Genomic DNA, 18,320 nt, shown 5'->3' with positions numbered 1-18,320 from the left:
GGATTCTCTCTATTCTCGGTTTGGCTGGGCGGGCGCATTGAAGCGCATGCGCCAGAACAGCGCGTTGCACACGCCGCCGGCCATCGCGCCCAGATACATCGTCATCCAGTCGTTGTACAGCAGGGGTTCGGCGATGCGGGCGTACAGCAGGGTGACCATGCTGCCGCTGACCGCGCCGGGGGCGAAGGCGGCGACGGCGAGCAGCCAGGCCGGCCATTGCCGCTGCCAGCGCTCCACCGCGCCGGCCATCGCGATGCGCAGCAGGCACAGCAGCAGGCCGAAGACCAGCGCCGGCACCGCGCCCATCAGGTAGGCCATCATCGGCACCACGCCGCTGGCCAGGAGCGCCACCAGCGGCCCCAGCAGGATGAACAGCGTCAGGCCGCAGGCCAGGATCTTGAAATAGGGAATCTTCATGCCGCCGCCATCGTGAAAAAGGCTTCCAGCCTAGCAGACTGGAAGCCCCGAGACGAGAGGACGGCTGGATATTTACAGCTCGACCTGCAGCTTGGTCCACAGCGTGCGGCCGGGCTCGTTGACGCGGGTGGTCTGGGCGTAGCCGGCCACCATGCCGCCGCCCTTGCTGACGCTTTCGGCGTAAGTGCGGTTGAACACATTGTCGATGCCGGCCAGCAGCTTGAAGCGCTTGCTGATCTTCCAGCCCGCGTCCAGCGACAGCGTGGCGAAGCCGGGCGCCGCGCCGATGTCCTGCCCCACGATATTGCCCTGGCCGGGCGCGACGCGGTCCTGGCGCTGCACCGCGCGCCAGGCGGCGCCGGCGCCGTAGCGGCCGTTGTCCCATTTCAGGCCCAGCTTGCCTTCCAGCGGCGGGGTTTGCGCCAGCGGCCGGCCGTCGTCCAGATTGGCCGCCCATACCCAGGCCACGCTGCCGGACAGCGTCCATTGCGGCGCGAAGCGCCAGCGCGCCTCGCTCTCCAGGCCGTAGCGGCGGGCGTCGACGTTGCGCGCCTTCTGCGGGCTGTTGTTGTCGACCAGGATGAAGTCGCCGACGCGGCTCAGGTAGGCGGACAGCGAGCCTTGCAGCTTGTCGTCCTGGTACAGCAGGCCGGCGTCCAATTGCAGATTGCTTTCCTTGCCGAGCCCGTCGTTGCGGTTCAGCTCCCAGTAGTCGGGCGCGCGCTGCGCCTGGCCCAGGCCGACGTAATGGGTCCAGCCGCCGGTCTTGAGTTCGTAGCGGACGAAGCCGGCGTCCATATGGTAGCGGTTCTCCGCGCGAATGCCGCCATTGGACGCGGCTTCCTGCACCGCCCGGGTGGCGTCGCGGCGCAGGCCGGCGATCAGCCTGCCCTGCGCGCCAAGGGGGGTGGACGCTTCGGCGTACAGGCCCTGGTTGTCGAAGCTCATATCCGGCAGGCGCGGCTGCAACTGGTAGTCGACGCCGCCGCGGCTGCGGTGGCGGTCGCGCAGCCAGTCGACGCCGGCGGTGACTTCCCAGTCGCCGAAGGCCAGGTCGGCGCTCAGGCGGCCGGTATCGGCTTCGCGGTCGGGATTGCCCAGCATTTTCATCTTGGGCGCCGGGCGCAGTGAGAAGTTGTCCATCACGTGGTCGACATAGCTGTGGTTCAGCTGCAGGCGCACCGCGTCCAACCAGTTGGTCAGCCGGCGTTGCTCCAGCTTGACGCCCCAGGCGTCGCGGTCGAACTGGCTGCCGTCCATCATCCGGTCGGCGTAGGCGGCCTGGCCGCGGCTACGGTCGGCCGAGACTTCCAGCGTGGTGTCGCGGCCCGGCGTCAGGCCGACGATGGCGGTCTGGCTGTCGCGGTCGAACGCCGAGTGGACCGGACGGCCGTCGCCGTCGTGGTAGTCGCCGCCGTGGTTGCGGCTGGCCAGGATGCGCGCGTAGCCGTATCGCGAGCCGGCGGCGAAGTCGGCGTAGGCGTCGTTGCGGTCGCCGCTGCCGCCCAGCAGGCTGCCGTTGAAGCGGACGCCCGGCTGGTCGAAGCGCGGCGTCTTGCGTTCGAAGTTGACGCCGCCGGCCACCAGGCCGGGGCCGAGCTTCACGCTCTGCGGCCCCTTGACCACGTCCACCGCGTCGTAGGCGTCAGGGAACAGGTAGGCGGTGGGCGGGTCCATGCGGCCGCCGCAGCCGCCGAACACGAAGCCGCCGTCGGCCAGGATGGCCAGCCGCGAGCCGCCCAGGCCGCGCAGCAGCGGATCGCCGGAGCTGCCGCCCTTGCGGGCGACGTTGAAGCCGGGAATGTTCTTCAGCAGCGCGGCCTCGGCGGCCGGCACCGGCTGGCGCGGCGCGCGCGGGTCCAGCGACAGTTGCAGGGGCTGGTCGAGGCGGGTGGCGGTCACCAGCACTTCTTCGCCGACGAAGGCGGGCGTTTCCGCCGCGCAGGCGTGGGCGATGGCCAGCGCGAGCGGCAGGGGGAGCAGATGGCGGATTGTCATCACGGAGCCAATTTGTGTTGGAATTATTGACCGGCGATGGTAGTGGAAGCCGCCGAGCCGACCAATGCGGCAAAGTGTCGCAGCCGCCGCGCCGCCGGCTTGATGGTAAAGTTCAGGCCATGGATAGGAATGCGATGTTCGCGCCGGCGCTGGCGGGGGATGCCCCGCAGGCCGGCGCGCGGGTGCGGCGCTTGCGCTGGCTGATGCTGTGGCTGGCGGCGGCGATGCTGGCCGGCTGCGCGCTGGAGCGGGTGGCGCTGCCGTGGCTGCTGGTCGGCCAGGCGCTGGGCACGCTGGCGCTGGTCAATCTGCTGCTGCCGCGCCTGCCGGCCTGGGGGCTGCCGGCCGAGCTGGCGCTGCGGCTGGGCCTGCTGTTCGATGTGCTGGTGCTGACCGAGCTGCTGGCCTTCAGCGGCGGCGCGGCCAATCCGCTGGCCTCGCTGTACCTGCCGCCGGTGCTGTTCGCCGCGCTGCTGTCGCCGGGCTGGTTCGCCTGGCTGCTGGCGGCGCTCAGCGTGGCGGCTTACGGCTTGCTGTTCGAGTGGCATCTGGATTGGCCGCTGAACGGCGGCAACGCCGCCTACGCCTTCAATCTGCACCTGTCCGGCATGTGGATCTCCTTCGCGCTGTCGGCGCTGCTGATCGCCGGCTTCGTGTCCTGGCTGGCCCGCCAGCTGCGCCATCAGGGCGACGCGCTGGCGCAGGCGCGCGAAACCCAGCTGCGCGACGAGCAACTGCTGGCGGTGGGCATGCAGGCGGCCGGCGCCGCCCACTCGCTGTCCACGCCGCTGAACACGATGACGCTATTGGTGGACGAGCTGCTCAGCGAGCGGGCCGGCGACGCCGCGCTGTCCCAGGACCTGCAGCTGATGCGGGCGCAACTGGCCAGCTGCCGCGCGACGCTGTCCCGGCTCAAGCACGGCTCCGAGCCCAGCGCCGGGCCGCAACCCTTGTTCGCGTCGCTGGCCGAGCGGCTGGAAGGCTGGCGCAGCCTGCGGCCGGACGTGAGGCTGGAGTGGCGGACGCCGGACGGCGACGATCCGCAGGTGAGGCTGGACGCCGCGTTCTGGCCGGCGCTGTTCAATCTGATCAACAACGCGGCCGAGGCCGGCGGCGGCGAGGTGGCGGTGTCGGCCGGCCTGAGCGGCGGCCGGCTGCGGCTGGACATCGTCAACCGCCAGGGCTGCCTGAGCGAGGCGCAGCTGGCGCGCGCCGGGCTGGCGCCGCTGGACTCGTCCAAGCCGGCCGGCCTGGGGCTGGGCATGATGCTCAGCCACGCCACGCTGGCGCGGCTGGGCGGCACGCTGCGGCTGGACAACCGCGCCGAGGGCGGCGTGCACGCCCGCATCGAACTGCCGCTGGAGGAGGGGGCGTGAGCGATTTCCTGCTGATAGACGACGACGAGGCGTTCGCCATGGTGCTGACCCGCTCGCTGGCGCGGCGCGGCCACGCTGCCGCCTGGGCGCGCGACGCGGCCGAGGCGCTGGCGCGGGCGGCCGAGCGGCCGGCGCGCATCCTGCTGGATCTGAACCTGGACGGCGACAGCGGCCTCAGGCTGCTGCCGGCGCTGCGCGCGGCCAGCCCGGACAGCGCCATCGTGGTGCTGACCGGCTATGCCAGCATCGCCACCGCGGTGGAGGCCACCAAGCTGGGCGCGGTGCAATACCTGGCCAAGCCGGCCGGCGTAGACGAGATCCTGGCCGCCTTCGCCCAGCAGACGGCCAATCCGGAATTGCCGGTGGCGCCGCAGCCGATGTCCTTGCGCCGCGTCACCTGGGAGCATTTGCAGCGCGTGCTGGCCGAGCACGACGGCAACATCTCCGCCACCGCGCGCGCGCTCAACATGCACCGCCGCACCCTGCAGCGGATGCTGGCGAAACGGCCGGTCAAGAGCTGAGTCAAAGCTGATGACGAATATATAAATCGGACAATGGCCGACCATCAGAAAAAATTATTGGAGTGAAAACTCCAACGCGGCGTAACGTGCGGATTCCATACCGATAAAGGGGAGATGCGCGATGCTGCGTGGACAGATGATGGACCAGCCTTTGCTGATTGCGGATTTGCTCGCGCATGCCGAGCGCTTCCACGGCGACACCGAGATCGTGTCGCGCACGGTGGAAGGTCCGATGCACCGCTACACCTACCGCGACGCCGCCCGCCGCGCCCGCCAGCTGGCCAACGCGCTGCCGTCGCTGGGCGTGGTGCCGGGCGACCGGGTGGGCACGCTGGCCTGGAACGGCTACCGCCATTTCGAGATCTACTTCGCGGTGTCCGGCAGCGGCGCCGTCTGCCACACCGTCAATCCTCGGCTGTTCCCGGAGCAGATCGCCTGGATCGTCAACCACGCCGAAGACAAGGTGCTGATGTTCGACGCCACCTTCCTGCCGCTGGTCGCGCAGCTGGCCGACCAGCTGAAGAGCGTCGAGCATTTCGTGCTGCTGGCGGCGCGCGCCGATCTGCCGGCCGACAGCGGCATCCCCGATCTGCTCTGTTACGAAGACCTGGTGAACAGCCACAGCGACGTCTACGACTGGCCGCGGCTGGACGAGAACGCCGCCTCCAGCCTGTGCTACACCTCCGGCACCACCGGCAATCCCAAGGGCGTGCTGTATTCGCACCGCTCCACCGTGCTGCACGCCTTCGGCAGCTCGCTGCCGGACAGTTTCGACCTCTCGGCGCGCGCGGTGGTGATGCCGGTGGTGCCGATGTTCCACGCCAACGCCTGGGGCCTGCCATACAGCTGCGCGATGAACGGCAGCAAGCTGGTGCTGCCGGGCCCGAAGCTGGACGGCGCCAGCCTGCAGCAGTTGATCGCCGGGGAGGGCGTCACCGCCACCGTCGGCGTGCCCACGGTCTGGCTGCAGCTGTTGCAATATTGCCAGCGCGAAAACCTGTCGCTCGCGCCCTTGAAGCGGGTGATCGCCGGCGGCTCGGCGGTGCCGGAAAGCATGATCGAGCAATTGGCCGACCGCGGCATCGAGCTGCGCCAGTTGTGGGGCATGACCGAGCTGTCGCCGTTCGGCACCACCAGCACGCCCAAGCTCAAGCACGAAGGCCTGCGAGGACGGGAATTGAACGCGCTGCTGACCAAGCAGGGCCGGCCGGCGTTCGGCGTGGACATCCGCATCGTCGACGACGCCGGCCTGCCGCTGCCGCACGACGGCGTGTCCTTCGGCAATCTGCAGGCGAGGGGGCCGTGGGTGCTGTCGCAGTACTTCAAGCGCGAGCTGGACGCCAACCACAGCGCCGATGGCTGGTTCCACACCGGCGACGTGGTGACCATCGACCCGGACGGCTACATGCGCATCACCGACCGCACCAAGGACGTGATCAAGTCCGGCGGCGAATGGATCAGCTCGATCGATCTGGAGAACATCCTGGTCGGCCATCCCGCGGTGGCCGAGGCGGCGGCGATCGCCGTGCCGCATCCCAAGTGGGACGAGCGGCCGCTGATGGTGGTGACGCTGAAGCCCGGCGCGCGGGCGACGCGGGAGGCGCTGCTGGCCTACTTCGACGGCAAGATCGCAAAATGGTGGACGCCGAACGACGTCGTCTTCGTCGACGAGCTGCCGCACACCGCCACCGGCAAGTTGCTGAAGATGAAGCTGCGCGAGCAGTTCCGCGATTACCGTTGGCCGGAATAATGAAGATTGGATGAATTGCTCTAAAGTGCTGGATTTTCGTAGAGCAATTACGCTAGAATTCCGGCTGCACTGAGAACCGCAAGGTTTTGAGGTGTTAGCCCCTCGAAATATCGCGCTGGCCGAGGCCGGTCCGATGTTTCTTCCTCGTGTTGACCCCTGCCGCATTGCCGCAGGGGTGTTTTTTTGCCTGCTCCTTCCCCTTATTCACATCGACTGACATCGTCATTGCACCTATCATATTGTGAAAACGGCATGAGCTTGATCAAGCGCCGGCGCGCCGGCTTGGTTTAGCGTATCCATCCGGCTTTCCAATAAATTACAACCAGTCTGCCGAGGAAATGACCGGCTTTCGCCCAGGCTATACAGCGTAGAAATGAAGGGAATGCGATGAAATCACTTCGTAGTCGATTGATAGCGTTCAATGCCCTGTTGATGGCGTTGTTCGGCCTGGTCCTGGTGACCATAGTTTTCACGCAGATGCGATCCGAAATCCTGGAGGGGCTGGACAATGAATTCGCCGCCAGCCTGAAGGGGCAAAGCTCGGTGGTGACCACCTGGCTGGGCGAGAAGAAGCAGCAGATCGTGGCCCAGACCGCGGTGGCGGGCGAGGCCGACGCGATGCGCTTCCTCAAGGTGGGCACCAAGGCCGGCGGCTTCAACGTCAACTACGCCGGCTACGCCGACGGCCGCACGCTGTTTTCCGACGACTGGGTGGCCCCCGCCGACTACAAGGTGGCCGACCGCGATTGGTACAAGCAGGCCCAGGCTTCTGGCCAGCCGGTCGTCACCGATCCCTATGTCGACGAGGCCACCAAGAAGCTGACAGTCACCATCTCCGCGCCGTTCAACCACAACGGCGCTTTCGCCGGCGTGGTCGGCGGCGACGTGATGGTGGACACGCTGGTGAAGTCGGTGCTGTCGCTGAAGGTGCGCGGCAACGGCTACGCCTTCATCATCGACAAGAAGGGCACCGTCATCGCCCACCCGCAGGCTGACCTGACGCTGAAGCCCATCACCAGCGTGGTGCCGGCGCTGACGCCCGACCGCCTCGCGCAACTGGTGCAGAACGACAAGGCGTCCGATGTCGATATCGGCGGCAGGAGCATGCTGATCGCCGCGCAGGCCATTCCCGGCACCAACTGGATTCTGGCGCTGGTGTCCGACCGCGACGAGATCCTGGCCCCGCTGCACACCTTGCTGTACACGATAGGCGGGCTGACGCTGCTGGTGTTCGCGCTGATGATCCCGTTCGCCAGCCTGGTGATCGGCAAGATGCTGGCCGGCCTCACGCGGCTGAAGGCGGCGATGGAGGACATCGCCCGCGGCCAGGGCGACCTGACGCTGCGGCTGAAGGACGACGGCCAGGACGAGATCGCCGCCACCGCGCGCGCGTTCAACACCTTCGTCGGCCAGCTGGGCCACCTGTTCCGCGGCCTGAAGGGCGATGCCGCCGGCGTGGTCGGCGGGGTGAAGGACGCCAGCCAGCTGGTGGCCGACGTCGCGCAGAGCTCGCGCCACATCTCCGACGTGTCCTCGTCCAACGCCGCCACGCTGGAGCAGATCACCGTCTCCATCTCCCATATCGCCGACAGCGCGCGCCAGGCCGACGATCTGGCCAGCGCCACCGGGCAGAACCTGGCCGCCAGCGCCGACAATATGCAGCGCCTGTCGTCGGGCATGGAAAACACCGTGCAGTCGGTGCGCGGGCTGGAGGAAATGCTGTCCTCGCTGGACAAGCGCTCGCAGGAGATTTCCGGCATCACCAACGTGATCCGCGACATCGCCGACCAGACCAATCTGCTGGCGCTGAACGCGGCGATCGAGGCTGCCCGCGCCGGCGAGCAGGGCCGCGGCTTCGCGGTGGTGGCCGACGAGGTGCGCAAGCTCGCCGAGCGCACCGCGCAGGCGACGCTGGAGATCTCCAATATGGTGGGCGCGATCCGCGAGGAAACCGGCCGCGCGGTCGGCGACGTCAACAACACGGTGCAGGCGGTGGACGAGGGCGTCGGCCTGACCCGCGAGGCGGTGGAGAATATCGCCGCCATCCGCGCGTCGATGCTGGAGGTGGTGGCCAAAATGAGCGAAATCTCCAACTCCACCCAGGAGCAGCACAAGGCCACCACGCTGATCGCGCAGAGCTCCGAGGCGATCAACGGCCACGTGCTGGAAAACGACGACGTGCTGCAGAACGTCAGCAGCACCTTGCAGGGCCTGGCCGGCAACGCCGGCAAGATGGACGCCGAGTTCAACAAGTTCCGGCTGTAACAACCGCTTCCGCCCTCCCGAACGCCGCCTTGCCAGGCGGCGTTTTTGCGTCGATGATCCGAAGCAACTTTCCGATTGGCGGACGCAAGATGACCCCGCTTTCTCCCGACACCCTGCTCGCCGCCCGGCTGCTGGCCGAAGGCGACCTGGCCGGCGCGCTACGCGCGGCGCAGGCAGGCCTGCAGGCCGAGTCCGGCAACGCGCCGTTATGGAATCTGCTGGGCGTCTGCGCGGCCCGGCTGGCGCAGCTTCCTTTGGCCGAGCAATGCTGGCGCCAGGCGCTGGCGTTGGACCCGGCCGCGCCGGACGCGCATTACAACCTGGGCTGCCTGCGGGCGGAGCAGGGCGACGCGGCGCAGGCCGAGGCCCATTACCGCGCCGAACTGGCGCGCGACCCCGGTCATCCATCCAGCCTGGGCAATCTGGGCAATCTGCTGCAGGACGCCGGCCGGCTGGCCGAGGCCGAGGTTTGCTTCCGTCTCCGGCTATCCTCGCAGCCCGGCGCGGCCGCCCATTACCAATTGGGCCGGTTGCTGGCCGAGCAGGGCCGGAACGGCGAGGCCGAAGGGCATCTGTACGCCTGCCTGGACGAGGCACCTGACGATGCCGAGGCGCTGCAACTGCTGGGACGGCTGCTGGAGGAGAGGGGCGAGGCCGGGGAGGCCGAAGCCATGCTGCGGCGCGCGCTGGAGTCGGCGCCAGGCCATGCCGCCGCCGGCAACAATCTGGGTTTGCTGCTGATGGCCCGGCGGCGCTGGGACGAGGCCGAGCAACATTTGCGCGCCGCCCACGCGACAGCGCCCGGCGCGGCGCTGCCCAATCTGGCCTCGCTGCTGCTCGCCACCGGGCGCGCGGCGGAAGCGGAGACCCTGGCGCGGCAGGCGCTGGCGGCGGAGCCCGGCCGCGCCGACTGGCTGAACCTGCTGGGGCTGGCCCTGCGGGAGCGGGGCCGGGACGAGGAGGCCGGGCAAGCCTGGGAGCAGGGCCTGGCGTCGCAGCCGGCGCACCGCCGGTTGCGGCAGAACCTGGGCTATCTGCAACTGGCGCGCGGCGACTGGGCGGCTGGCTGGGCCCATCACGAGGCCAGGCTGGAAGCGGCCGCCTATCCCGCGATGCCGTCGCCGAGCTGGCAGGGCGAGAGCCTGGCGGGACGACGGCTGCTGGTCTTGTTCGAGCAGGGCTATGGCGACGCCATTCAGTTCAGCCGCTATCTGAATCCGCTGCTCGCACAGGGCGCGGCGCGCGTCGCCGCGCTGTGCCGCGAGCCGCTGCTGCCGCTGTTACGCTGGCAATGGCCGCCGGTGGAATGGCAGGCGATGGGCGGCGGCTATCCGGCCGACTTTCCGCCGCACGATTGCCATGTGTTTTCCATGAGCCTGCCCTGGGCCTTGCGCGATTTCGAGCCGCGCGCGGAAAGCTATCTGCAGGCCGATCCGGCGCTGCGGCAGGCCTGGCGCGCGCGTTTGCCGGCCGGCCGCAACATCGGCCTGGTCTGGCGCGGCCGCGCCGAGCATCCGTTCGATCATTGCCGCTCGCTGCCGGGGCCGGAGGCCTTGCTGCCGCTATTGGCGGATCGCGGCGTCAACTGGATTTCGCTGCAGCCGGAGCCGAGCGATGTCGAACGGCAATGGTTGCTCGAACATGGCGCGGCTGAGTGGGGCTCCCAATTGGGGGATTTCGCCGACAGCGCGGCCTTGCTGGCGGAGCTGGATGGTTTGATCGCGGTGGACACTGCGATGGCGCACCTGGCTGGCGCGCTGGGCACGCCTTGCCGGCTGCTGCTGGCGGATGCGCACACCGACTGGAGATGGGGCATAGACGGCGATGCCACGCCTTGGTATGCGTCGCTGACATTGGCGCGGCGGCGGCGCGGGGAGGGATGGGGCGAGACGATTGCCCGGCTGTCTGGCGGCTAGGGCGGAATGCCAGGCGAGCCGGGGCTTCGTCCTACAGCCACTTGCCCGGATTCATCAGCCCGTCCGGGTCCAGCGCGGTCTTGATGGTCCGCATCAGCTCCAGCGCCAGCGGGTCCTTGTAGCGGACCAGCCAATCCTTTTTCAGCTGACCGACGCCGTGCTCGGCCGCCAGCGTGCCGCCCAGCCGGTAGACATGGCCGTAGACGATGGCGTTGACCGCGTCCTCGTCGTCGAACAGGTCGGCATTGCCGGGTCGGGTGTAGCTGACGTTGTAATGCAGATTGCCGTCGCCGGCGTGGCCGAAGGCGACGATGCGCACGCCGGGGAAAGCTGTCTCCAGGTCCGCCGCGCAGTCGCGGACCAGCCGCGGCAGCGCCGAGGTGGGCACCGCGATGTCGTGCTTGATGCTGGGGCCGTCCTTGCGCTGGCTTTCCGATATCTCCTCGCGCAGCGTCCATAGCTTGCGCCGCTCGGTCTCGTTCTGCGCCACTACGCCGTCGGCCATCGTCTGGGCGGACAGCCATTCCACCAGCGCGTCGTTGAGCGGCACCGGATCGCCGCCGTCGGACAGCTCGATCAAAATCAGCCACGGCGCGGTGAACGGCATCAGCGACGGGTGGTGGCGCTGCAGCACCTGCTGGCAGTTGGCGTCCATCACCTCGAAGGCGGTCAGGCGGTCGCCGAAGCGATCGCGCAGCCGGTTCAGCCAGTCTATCGCCGTCTCGATGTCGTCGACGCCGGCCATCGCGGTGGCGTGGGCGCTGGGCAGCGGGTACAGCTTCAGCGTGGCGGCGGTGATCAGGCCCAGCTGGCCTTCCGCGCCGATGAACAACTGCTTCAGGTCCAGGCCGGTGGTGTCCTTGCGCAGGCCCTGCAACTGGCTCAGCACCCGGCCGTCCGGCAGCACCGCCTCCAGCCCCAGCGTCAGCTCGCGCATGGTGCCGTAGCGCAGCACCGCCACGCCGCCGGCGTTGGTGGATAGGTTGCCGCCGATCTGGCAGCTGCCCTGCGAGGCCAGCGCCAGCGGAAACAGGCGGCCGGCGGCTTCGGCCGCCTGCTGCGCCTCCTGCAGCGTGACGCCGGCCTCGACGGTCAGCGCGTTGTTGTCGGTGTCGACATGGTGGATCGCGTTCAGCCGGCGCAGCGCCAGCACCAGCTGGCGGCCGCTGCCGTCCGGCGTCGCCGCGCCGCAGGTGGAGGTGTTGCCGCCCTGCGGCACGATGGCCACCTTGTGCGCGCGGCACAGCTTGACCACTTCGGCCACTTCGGCGGTGCAGCCCGGCCGCGCCACGGCCAGCGCCGCGCCCTGGTAGCGGCGGCGCCAGTCCAGCGTGTACGGCGCGGTGTCGATGTCGTCGGTCAGCAGGTGTGGCGGGCCGACGATGGCGGCCAGGGCGGGCAGAAAATCGTTCATGCGGATTCCAGAAAGCTTTCGTCGACGGCGGCGTACAGCGCGGCCGGCGCGCCGCTCAGCGCCGCCCAGTAGCGGTCGCCGTACGACCAGTGCCACCACTCGGACGGGTAGTTGACGAAGCCGGCGGCCTGCATCGCCAGGACCAGGATGCGCTGGTTGGCGCGGGCGGATTCGGAGAGGCCGGGACTATCGGTGTAGCAGGCGCCGGCGGACGCCTCGCTGTCGGCATTGAACGGACAGCCCATGTCCAGTTCCGCTCCTGCGGCGTCGATCAGCGTCACGTCCAGCGCCGCGCCGGTGGGATGGGGCGCGACCGCCGGCGGCGCGATGTAGAGGCTGGCTTCGCGCAGCAGCGCGGCCTCATCCCATTCCGGCCTCAGGCTACGCAGACGAGCCAGGTGCTCGTCGTAGGAGCGCTGCTGGCGCGCCAGCGGGCGGTAGGCTTCCTTGACATAAAAGCGCAGGCCGTCCGGCAGCCGGCGGGCGGCGTCGCGCAGCCGCTCGGCCACCGCGCGGCGGGCCTTCAGAAAATGCGGGCTGCGGCTGGAGATCTGGCTGCGGCTGAGATCCACCGCCCAGTCCGGATAAGCGGCGAGGTCGACGAAGGGCTCGGCATGGCCGGCCACGGGAATGTCCAGCAGGGACGGATCGGCTAGCGTCAGCATCTTGTTCATCGGCTTTAGAATGGTCCGTTGTTGTCGCGCAGCTTGTCCGGCAGGCCGTCGTGGCCGCCAAGCTCGCGCTCCGGCGCGTCGTGCCAGTGCAGCGGGCCCAGGAAGCGGTTGCGTTCGGGATGCACGGCGTAATGGATGCGGTTGTCCGCTCGGTAGGTGTCGCCGACGCAGAGCAGGCGGACGATCTGTTCGGTGTTGTTGATGAAGGTGTGGGCCAGGCCGTCTCCGGCCTTGAAGCCCACCGAGTCGCCCGGCTGCAGCCGGTAAAGGCTGCCATCCAGCCAGACGTCGGGCGTGCCTTCCAGCACGTGGACGAACTCGTCTTCGGTTTTTTCGGCATGCGGCCAACTGGTGCGGCATCCCGGCTCCAGCAGCTCATGATGGATGCCGAGCCGGGCGAAGCCGTAGTGCTTGCCCAGCGGGCTGCCGCGCGACAGCGGCTCCTGGCTGCCCGAGTAATAGCGGGGCCTGTCGCTTTGCAGCTCGTTCCAGTGCTTGATGCAGTCGGGTCGGTTCATCAGTTCCCCTCAGTCTTTTTTGCGGCGGCCCGCGCGGCGCGAACAGGGCGCGTCAGCCTTCAACCATACCACTTGCCGGCTCGCCGCGGCCGTTGGGTTTATTCCGGGATATCCGGCGACATCAGCTCGTCCGGATGCTGCCAGCCCGGCTGGGCGGCGATGCGGGCGAGCCAGGCCTGGATATTGGGCCAGTCGGCGATGGCGAGGCCCGTGTCGGCCAGCCACCACAGGTAGCCGCTGAGCGACACGTCGGCGATGCTGACTTGGTCGCCGGCCAAGTAGCGGCGCTCGGCCAGCTCGGTTTCCAGCACCGCCAGGTCGGCGCGCAGCCGCGCTTCCAGCCAGGCTTCCACCGCCGGTTCGTAGTGGGCGATCAGGCGCGAGTAGCGCAGATTGGGCAGCGACAGCCCGAGGCGGTTGGTTTCCCAGTTCAGCCATTCGCGCACGCGCTGGCGCTCGCCCAAGGCACCGCCCAGCGCGCCGTAGCTGTCGGCCAGCCATTGCAGGATGGCGTTGGATTGGCACAGCGGCACGCCGTCGGCCACCAGCACCGGCACTTCGCCGAAGCGGCTGGCGGCGCGGAAATCTTCCGGGCGCTCGCCGCGCGGCAGCGAGATGTCGATGTGCACGTAATCATGCGAGATGTCGGCCAGCATCAGCGCCAGCCTCACCTTGTAGCTGTGGCCGGAGTAGCGGTTGCCGTACAGGGTCAGCTTGTTCATTGCGTTCGCTTTCTTGAATTCATTGATTAGTTCGGCCGGCGCGATCCCAGCCAGGCCGCGGCGAAGGCCAGCGGCAGCGAGAACAGTGCCGGGTTGGTGTAGGGAAACAGCGGCTCGGCGTGGCCCAATGCGGCCACCCATACCGCCGGGCCGCAGACGATCAGCGCCAGCGACGAAGCGATGCCGGCGACGCCGCCCCACACCACGCCGCGGGCGCTTAGGCCGCGCCAGTTCAGCGCCAGCAGCAACAGCGGGAAATTGGCGGAGGCGGCGATGGCGAAGGCCAGGCCCATCATCACCGCGATGTTCAGCTGCTGGAAGGCGGTGGACAGCAGCATGGCCGCCAGGCCCAGCCCCAGCGTGGCCAGCCGCGACACCTTGAGCTCGCGGCGGGGATCGGCTTGGCCGCGTTTCAGCCAGCTGGCGTATAGATCGTGGCTGACCGCGCTGGCGCCGGCCAGCATCAGTCCGGCCACCACCGCCAGGATGGTGGCGAAGGCCACCGCGGCCACCAGCGCGCGGGCGAAGTCGCCGCCCAGCAGCTCGGCCAGGTGCAGCGCCGCCATATTGCCGCCGCCCAGCAGTTTGCCGTCGGCGCCGTGGAATCGCGGATCGGGGCCGATCAGCGTCATCGCGCCGTAGCCGATGATCAGGTTGAGCAGGAAGAAAGCCGCCACCAGCCAGGTGGCGATGCCCACCGAGCGGCGCGCGGCGCGGGCGTCGGCCACGGTGAAGAAGCGCATCAGCACGTGCGGCAGGCCCAGCAGGCCCAGGCTCAGGCCCAGGGCCAGCGACAGCGCCTCCACCGGATCGGCCAGCGCCTGGCTGGGCAGGAAGGCGGCCGCGCCGCGCAGCTGCTGCGCGGCGGCGAACAGCGCGGCGGGGCTGCCGCCGTAACGCCCCAGCACGCCGGCGGCCAGCAGCAGCGCGCAGGCGAACAGCAGGCTGGCCTTGCTGATCTGCACCCAAGTGGCGGCCAGCATGCCGCCCAGCGCCACGTAGGCCATCATCAGCGCGCCCACCAGGCCGACGGCGGCGAGATAAGGCAGGCCGAACAGCAGCTCGATCAGCTTGCCGGCGCCCACCAGCTGCACGATCAGATAGCACAGCGTCACCGTCAGCGAGCTGGCGATGCTGACCAGGCGCACGCCGGCATGGTCGAAGCGCTGGCTGAGCACGCCGGCGACGGTGTAGCGGCCGCGCTTGCGCAGCGGTCCGGCCAGCAGCAGCAGGAGCAGCGGCCAGCCGGCCAGCGTGCCCACCGCGTAGGCCAGCGAATCGTAGCCCTGGCCCAGGTACATGCCGGCGGCGCCGAGGAAGGCGGCGGCGGACAGGTAATCGCCGGCCAGCGCCAGGCCGTTCTGCCAGGCCGGCAGGCGGCCGCCGGCGGTGTAGAAGTCATTGAGGGAGGCGGTGCGGCGGCGGGCGGCGGCGGTCAGGCCCAGGGTCAGCAGCGTCAGCGCCAGGAACAGCAGCTGGGACGCACTCATGCGTCCTCCCCGTCGCCCACGCGGCTGTACAGCGTGGACACCAGGCACAGCAGCAGGATCACCGCCAGCGCCAGCAGGATGGACAGCGGCAGGCCGGCGACGCAGCCGGACAGCCAGTCCGGGCGCAGCGCCAGGACCAGGAAATAGCCGAGGCAGGCGGCCAGGGTGAGGGCGGCCAGCAGGCGCTGGAGCAATGCGGACTTCATCGGCGCTTCAATCGGGCAAAAGCGCCAGTGTAGCGCATGTCAGCCGGGTTGCCACTCCAGCAGCAAGCGGGCCTCGCCGGGGCCGAAGTAGTCGGCCTCGGCGACGATCTCGGCGAAACCCAGCTTGCGGTACAGCGCCGCCGCCGGATTGGCCGGGGCCACGGTCAGGCGGATGCTGCGCGCGCGCGGCTTCATCGCCTGCAGCGCCGCCTGCATCAGCGCCTTGCCGGCGCCGCGGCCGCGGCAGGACGGCAGCAGCGCCAGCGACAGCAGCCACAGCTCGTCTGGCCGCTGGGACGGCGCGCCCAGCGCGTAGCCTGCCGGCGCGCCGGTTTCGTCCTCGGCCAGCCAGAACCAGTCCGGCCACAGGTCCAGCGCCTGGCGGAAGAAAAAGTCGGGGTAGACGTGGCTGCCGAACACCGCCTGCTCAATGGCGAACACGGCGGGAAGGTCGGACAGTCGGGCCTGGCGTAGCTGCATGGGCGGTCATCCTGCTTGGGTGTGGCGAGCGGGCAAGGTTAATCGATGCGCGTCCGATGGAAAAGGGGGCGCAACGGATGACGCGCGGCGTGTCCAGCTGTCCCGTCTGCCAGCGGCGCCTCGCCGCTCGCCGCCGGCTGTCCTTTAATCAAGCCATCACATTGCATGAGCACACTGCGCGCTTGGCCTGGCTTGCCAGGGTCATGAATCCTGAAAATTTACGGAGCGTTGTCATGAGCGAGATGTCACGTCGTGAGTTTCTCAAGTTGTCGGCCGCCGGCATGGCCGCCGGCGCGCTGCCGCCGGGGCTGGCCGCCGCGATGGCGATACGTCCCGCCGGGCGCAGCCTATCGGCGGTCAAGCATGTGGTGGTGTTCATGCAGGAAAACCGGTCCTTCGACCATTATTTCGGCGCGCTGGGCGGCGCGCGCGGCTTCGGCGACCGCAGCGCGCTGCAGTTGCGCAACGGCGGCAGCGTGTTCCGCCAGCCCAATCTGTCCAACGGCGAGTATCCGTTCCGGCTGGACACCAGCCGCACCAACGCCCAGTACCTGACCGATCTGGACCATTCCTGGACCGGCACCCACGCGGCGTGGAACCAGGGCAAGTACGACAGCTGGATCGCGGCCAAGAGCAGCCTGACCATGGGCTATTTCACCCGCGCCGACATTCCCTACCACTACGCGCTGGCCGACGCCTTCACGCTGTGCGACCACTATTTCTGTTCGGTGCAGGGCCCGACCAATCCCAACCGCCTGTACCTGTGGAGCGGCATGGTGGACCCGGCCGGCAAGAACGGCGGGCCGGTGACGGACAACAGCGAGAAGGGCTACAGCTGGACCACCTATCCGGAGCGGCTGCAGGCGGCCGGCGTCAGCTGGAAGGTATACCAGGTGCTGGGCGACAACTACGACGACAACGCGCTGGCCTGGTTCAACCAGTACCGCAGCGCCAAGCCGGGCAATCCGCTGTGCGACCGCGGCATGAGCTCGGTGCCCAAGGTCAGCGGCAACTCGGTGCAGGACCTGGTAGCGGCCATCCGCAACGACGCGATCAACGGCACGCTGCCGCAGGTGTCGTGGATCGTCGCGCCGGAGGCGTATTCCGAACATCCGAGCGCGCCGCCGGCCGCCGGCGCCTACCTGCTGGACCGCGTGTTGCAGGCGCTAACCGCCAACCCGGACGTGTGGGCGTCCACGGTGCTGCTGCTCAACTACGACGAGAACGACGGCCTGTTCGACCACATGCCGCCGCCGGTGCCGCCGGCCGGCACCGCCGCCGAGTTCATCGGCGGCAAGCCCATCGGCCTGGGGCCGCGGGTGCCGATGCTGGTGCTGTCGCCGTGGAGCCGCGGCGGCCATGTCTGCTCGCAAGTGTTCGACCACACCTCGGTGATCCGCTTCCTGGAAACCTGGACCGGCGTGCAGGAGCCGAACATCTCGGCCTGGCGCCGGCAGATCTGCGGCGATCTCTCCAGCGCGCTGGATTTCTCCAACCGCAATCCCAGCGTGCCGGCCTTCCCCGACACCGCCGCGTTGCTGACCCAGGCACAGCAGAGCAAGGGCTGGCCGGCGCCGACCGCGCCGGTGCCGGGCCAGATGCCGCTGCCGGAAGGCGGCCGCCGCCCGGCGCGGGCGCTGCCTTACCAGTGCAACGGTTACGGCAGCACCGATGTTGCCGGCGGCATCTTCTGGACGCACATGCAGAACGGCGGCAGCCAGGCCGTCCACTATTCGATCTACGCCAACCAGTACCGCAGTGACGGCCCGTGGCAGTACGACGTGCCGGCCGGCGGCGAGATCAAGGACTATTTCCACGCCCAGACTTATGGCGGCGGGTTCTACGACCTGACGATGTATGGCCCCAACGGCTTCCTGCGCCGCTTCGTCGGCAACCTCCGCAGCGCGACCGGCGTGCTGGAGGCGGTGGGCGCGGCATCGGTGGTGGCGGGCGTGCCGCAGCTGACGCTGCAATTGAGCAACGGCGGCAAGTCGCCGGTGACTTTCCAGATCAGCGCCAACGGCTATGGCGGCTCCGCGCCGCAGCAGGTCAGCGTGGCCAACGGCGGCAGCCAGATACTGAGCTGGAACCTGTCCGGCGTTTACGGCTGGTACGATTTCACCGTCAGCTGCACCAACGACGCCAATTTCCTGCGCCGCCTGGTCGGCCATGTGGAAACCGGCGCTCCCAGCGTCACCGGCTGAGAGAGGCCCCGCTTCGGGGGCGGGGCGCTGGCCTCCGCCGCTCGGAGCGACAGCTTGCGGCCCAGCCGCTTCTGCACCAGCCGTCTCCCCCCGCTCGGGCCCAGGATGGGCAGCAGCTGGAAAGTGTTGACCGCCGGCAGCAGCAGGCCTATGCCCCAGCGCCGGCGAGGCTATCCACAGCTGCTGCGGCGAAGCCAGCAGGTTGGCCGCGGCCAGCAGCGCCAGCGCGCATGGCGCCTGGTGCCGGTGAAAGCGCTTGAGGCGGTCCCATGTCGCGGCGCCGGCATTTCTTCCCATTCGCGGGAGGCGGCGCCGGCGCGCCGGAATGAAAAACGCCGCGGTTCAAGCGAACGGCGGCGCGGATTGCGC

The 18,320-nt window shown here is 69.1% G+C and carries 15 protein-coding genes; 6 read left to right on the top strand and 9 right to left on the bottom strand.

The annotated features are described in order from the left end of the window. Positions 1 to 9: 9 nt before the first annotated feature. Together ACY3GB_RS10685 and ACY3GB_RS10680 are read right to left on the bottom strand one after the other, a co-directional pair. Positions 10 to 417, bottom strand: a complete 408-nt coding sequence (locus tag ACY3GB_RS10685; protein ID WP_463088716.1) for a hypothetical protein — start codon at positions 415 to 417, stop codon at positions 10 to 12. 72 nt (positions 418 to 489) lie between these two features. After that, positions 490 to 2,415, bottom strand: a complete 1,926-nt coding sequence (locus ACY3GB_RS10680; protein WP_463088715.1) for a TonB-dependent copper receptor — start codon at positions 2,413 to 2,415, stop codon at positions 490 to 492. A gap of 119 nt (positions 2,416 to 2,534) precedes the next feature. On the opposite strand from ACY3GB_RS10680, the gene ACY3GB_RS10675 reads away from it, so the two are divergent. The 5 genes from ACY3GB_RS10675 (at position 2,535) to ACY3GB_RS10655 (ending at position 10,243) form a co-directional block, all read left to right on the top strand. After that, positions 2,535 to 3,791 (top strand): ATP-binding protein, encoded by a 1,257-nt coding sequence (locus ACY3GB_RS10675; RefSeq protein WP_463088714.1) that lies wholly within the window; start codon positions 2,535 to 2,537, stop codon positions 3,789 to 3,791. Next, the gene (locus ACY3GB_RS10670; protein ID WP_221663865.1) at positions 3,788 to 4,312 is read left to right on the top strand and encodes a response regulator transcription factor; all 525 of its coding nucleotides are present in this window, start codon (positions 3,788 to 3,790) and stop codon (positions 4,310 to 4,312) included. Before ACY3GB_RS10675 ends, ACY3GB_RS10670 begins: the two co-directional genes overlap by 4 nt. A 121-nt stretch (positions 4,313 to 4,433) precedes the next feature. Next, entirely contained in the window at positions 4,434 to 6,062 is a 1,629-nt protein-coding gene (locus tag ACY3GB_RS10665) for a 3-(methylthio)propionyl-CoA ligase (protein WP_463088713.1), read from the top strand. A gap of 387 nt (positions 6,063 to 6,449) precedes the next feature. Continuing rightward, the gene (locus ACY3GB_RS10660) at positions 6,450 to 8,327 is read left to right on the top strand and encodes a methyl-accepting chemotaxis protein (RefSeq protein WP_463088712.1); all 1,878 of its coding nucleotides are present in this window, start codon (positions 6,450 to 6,452) and stop codon (positions 8,325 to 8,327) included. 89 nt (positions 8,328 to 8,416) lie between these two features. Next, entirely contained in the window at positions 8,417 to 10,243 is a 1,827-nt protein-coding gene (locus ACY3GB_RS10655; RefSeq protein ID WP_463088711.1) for a tetratricopeptide repeat protein, read from the top strand. Positions 10,244 to 10,274: 31 nt separating this feature from the next. On the opposite strand, the gene ACY3GB_RS10650 is transcribed toward ACY3GB_RS10655, so the two are convergent. From ACY3GB_RS10650 to ACY3GB_RS10620, 7 genes are all read right to left on the bottom strand, one after another. After that, positions 10,275 to 11,657, bottom strand: coding sequence for an FAD-binding oxidoreductase (locus ACY3GB_RS10650; RefSeq protein WP_463088710.1), 1,383 nt, complete (start codon positions 11,655 to 11,657; stop codon positions 10,275 to 10,277). After that, on the bottom strand, positions 11,654 to 12,331 hold the full coding sequence (locus tag ACY3GB_RS10645) for a M15 family metallopeptidase (RefSeq protein ID WP_463088709.1): 678 nt from the start codon (positions 12,329 to 12,331) through the stop codon (positions 11,654 to 11,656). The genes ACY3GB_RS10650 and ACY3GB_RS10645 overlap by 4 nt, the downstream gene beginning before the upstream one ends. A gap of 5 nt (positions 12,332 to 12,336) precedes the next feature. Beyond that, complete coding sequence (locus ACY3GB_RS10640) at positions 12,337 to 12,849, bottom strand: cupin domain-containing protein (RefSeq protein ID WP_463088708.1); 513 nt, start codon at positions 12,847 to 12,849, stop codon at positions 12,337 to 12,339. Positions 12,850 to 12,947: 98 nt separating this feature from the next. Then, on the bottom strand, positions 12,948 to 13,571 hold the full coding sequence (locus tag ACY3GB_RS10635) for a glutathione S-transferase family protein (protein ID WP_463088707.1): 624 nt from the start codon (positions 13,569 to 13,571) through the stop codon (positions 12,948 to 12,950). A gap of 26 nt (positions 13,572 to 13,597) precedes the next feature. Further along, entirely contained in the window at positions 13,598 to 15,061 is a 1,464-nt protein-coding gene (locus ACY3GB_RS10630; RefSeq protein WP_463088706.1) for a sodium:solute symporter family transporter, read from the bottom strand. Further along, complete coding sequence (locus tag ACY3GB_RS10625; protein ID WP_021477974.1) at positions 15,058 to 15,267, bottom strand: DUF485 domain-containing protein; 210 nt, start codon at positions 15,265 to 15,267, stop codon at positions 15,058 to 15,060. Before ACY3GB_RS10625 ends, ACY3GB_RS10630 begins: the two co-directional genes overlap by 4 nt. A 39-nt stretch (positions 15,268 to 15,306) precedes the next feature. Beyond that, on the bottom strand, positions 15,307 to 15,747 hold the full coding sequence (locus tag ACY3GB_RS10620) for a GNAT family N-acetyltransferase (protein WP_463088705.1): 441 nt from the start codon (positions 15,745 to 15,747) through the stop codon (positions 15,307 to 15,309). Between the two features lie 233 nt (positions 15,748 to 15,980). On the opposite strand from ACY3GB_RS10620, the gene ACY3GB_RS10615 reads away from it, so the two are divergent. Continuing rightward, positions 15,981 to 17,951, top strand: coding sequence for a phosphocholine-specific phospholipase C (locus tag ACY3GB_RS10615; protein ID WP_463088704.1), 1,971 nt, complete (start codon positions 15,981 to 15,983; stop codon positions 17,949 to 17,951). The last annotated feature ends 369 nt before the right edge of the window (positions 17,952 to 18,320 follow it).

Source organism: Chromobacterium sp. Ag138 (assembly GCF_055181315.1).
Note: the sequence above shows the minus strand (reverse complement) of the source record. Positions and strands in the feature narration are given on the sequence as shown.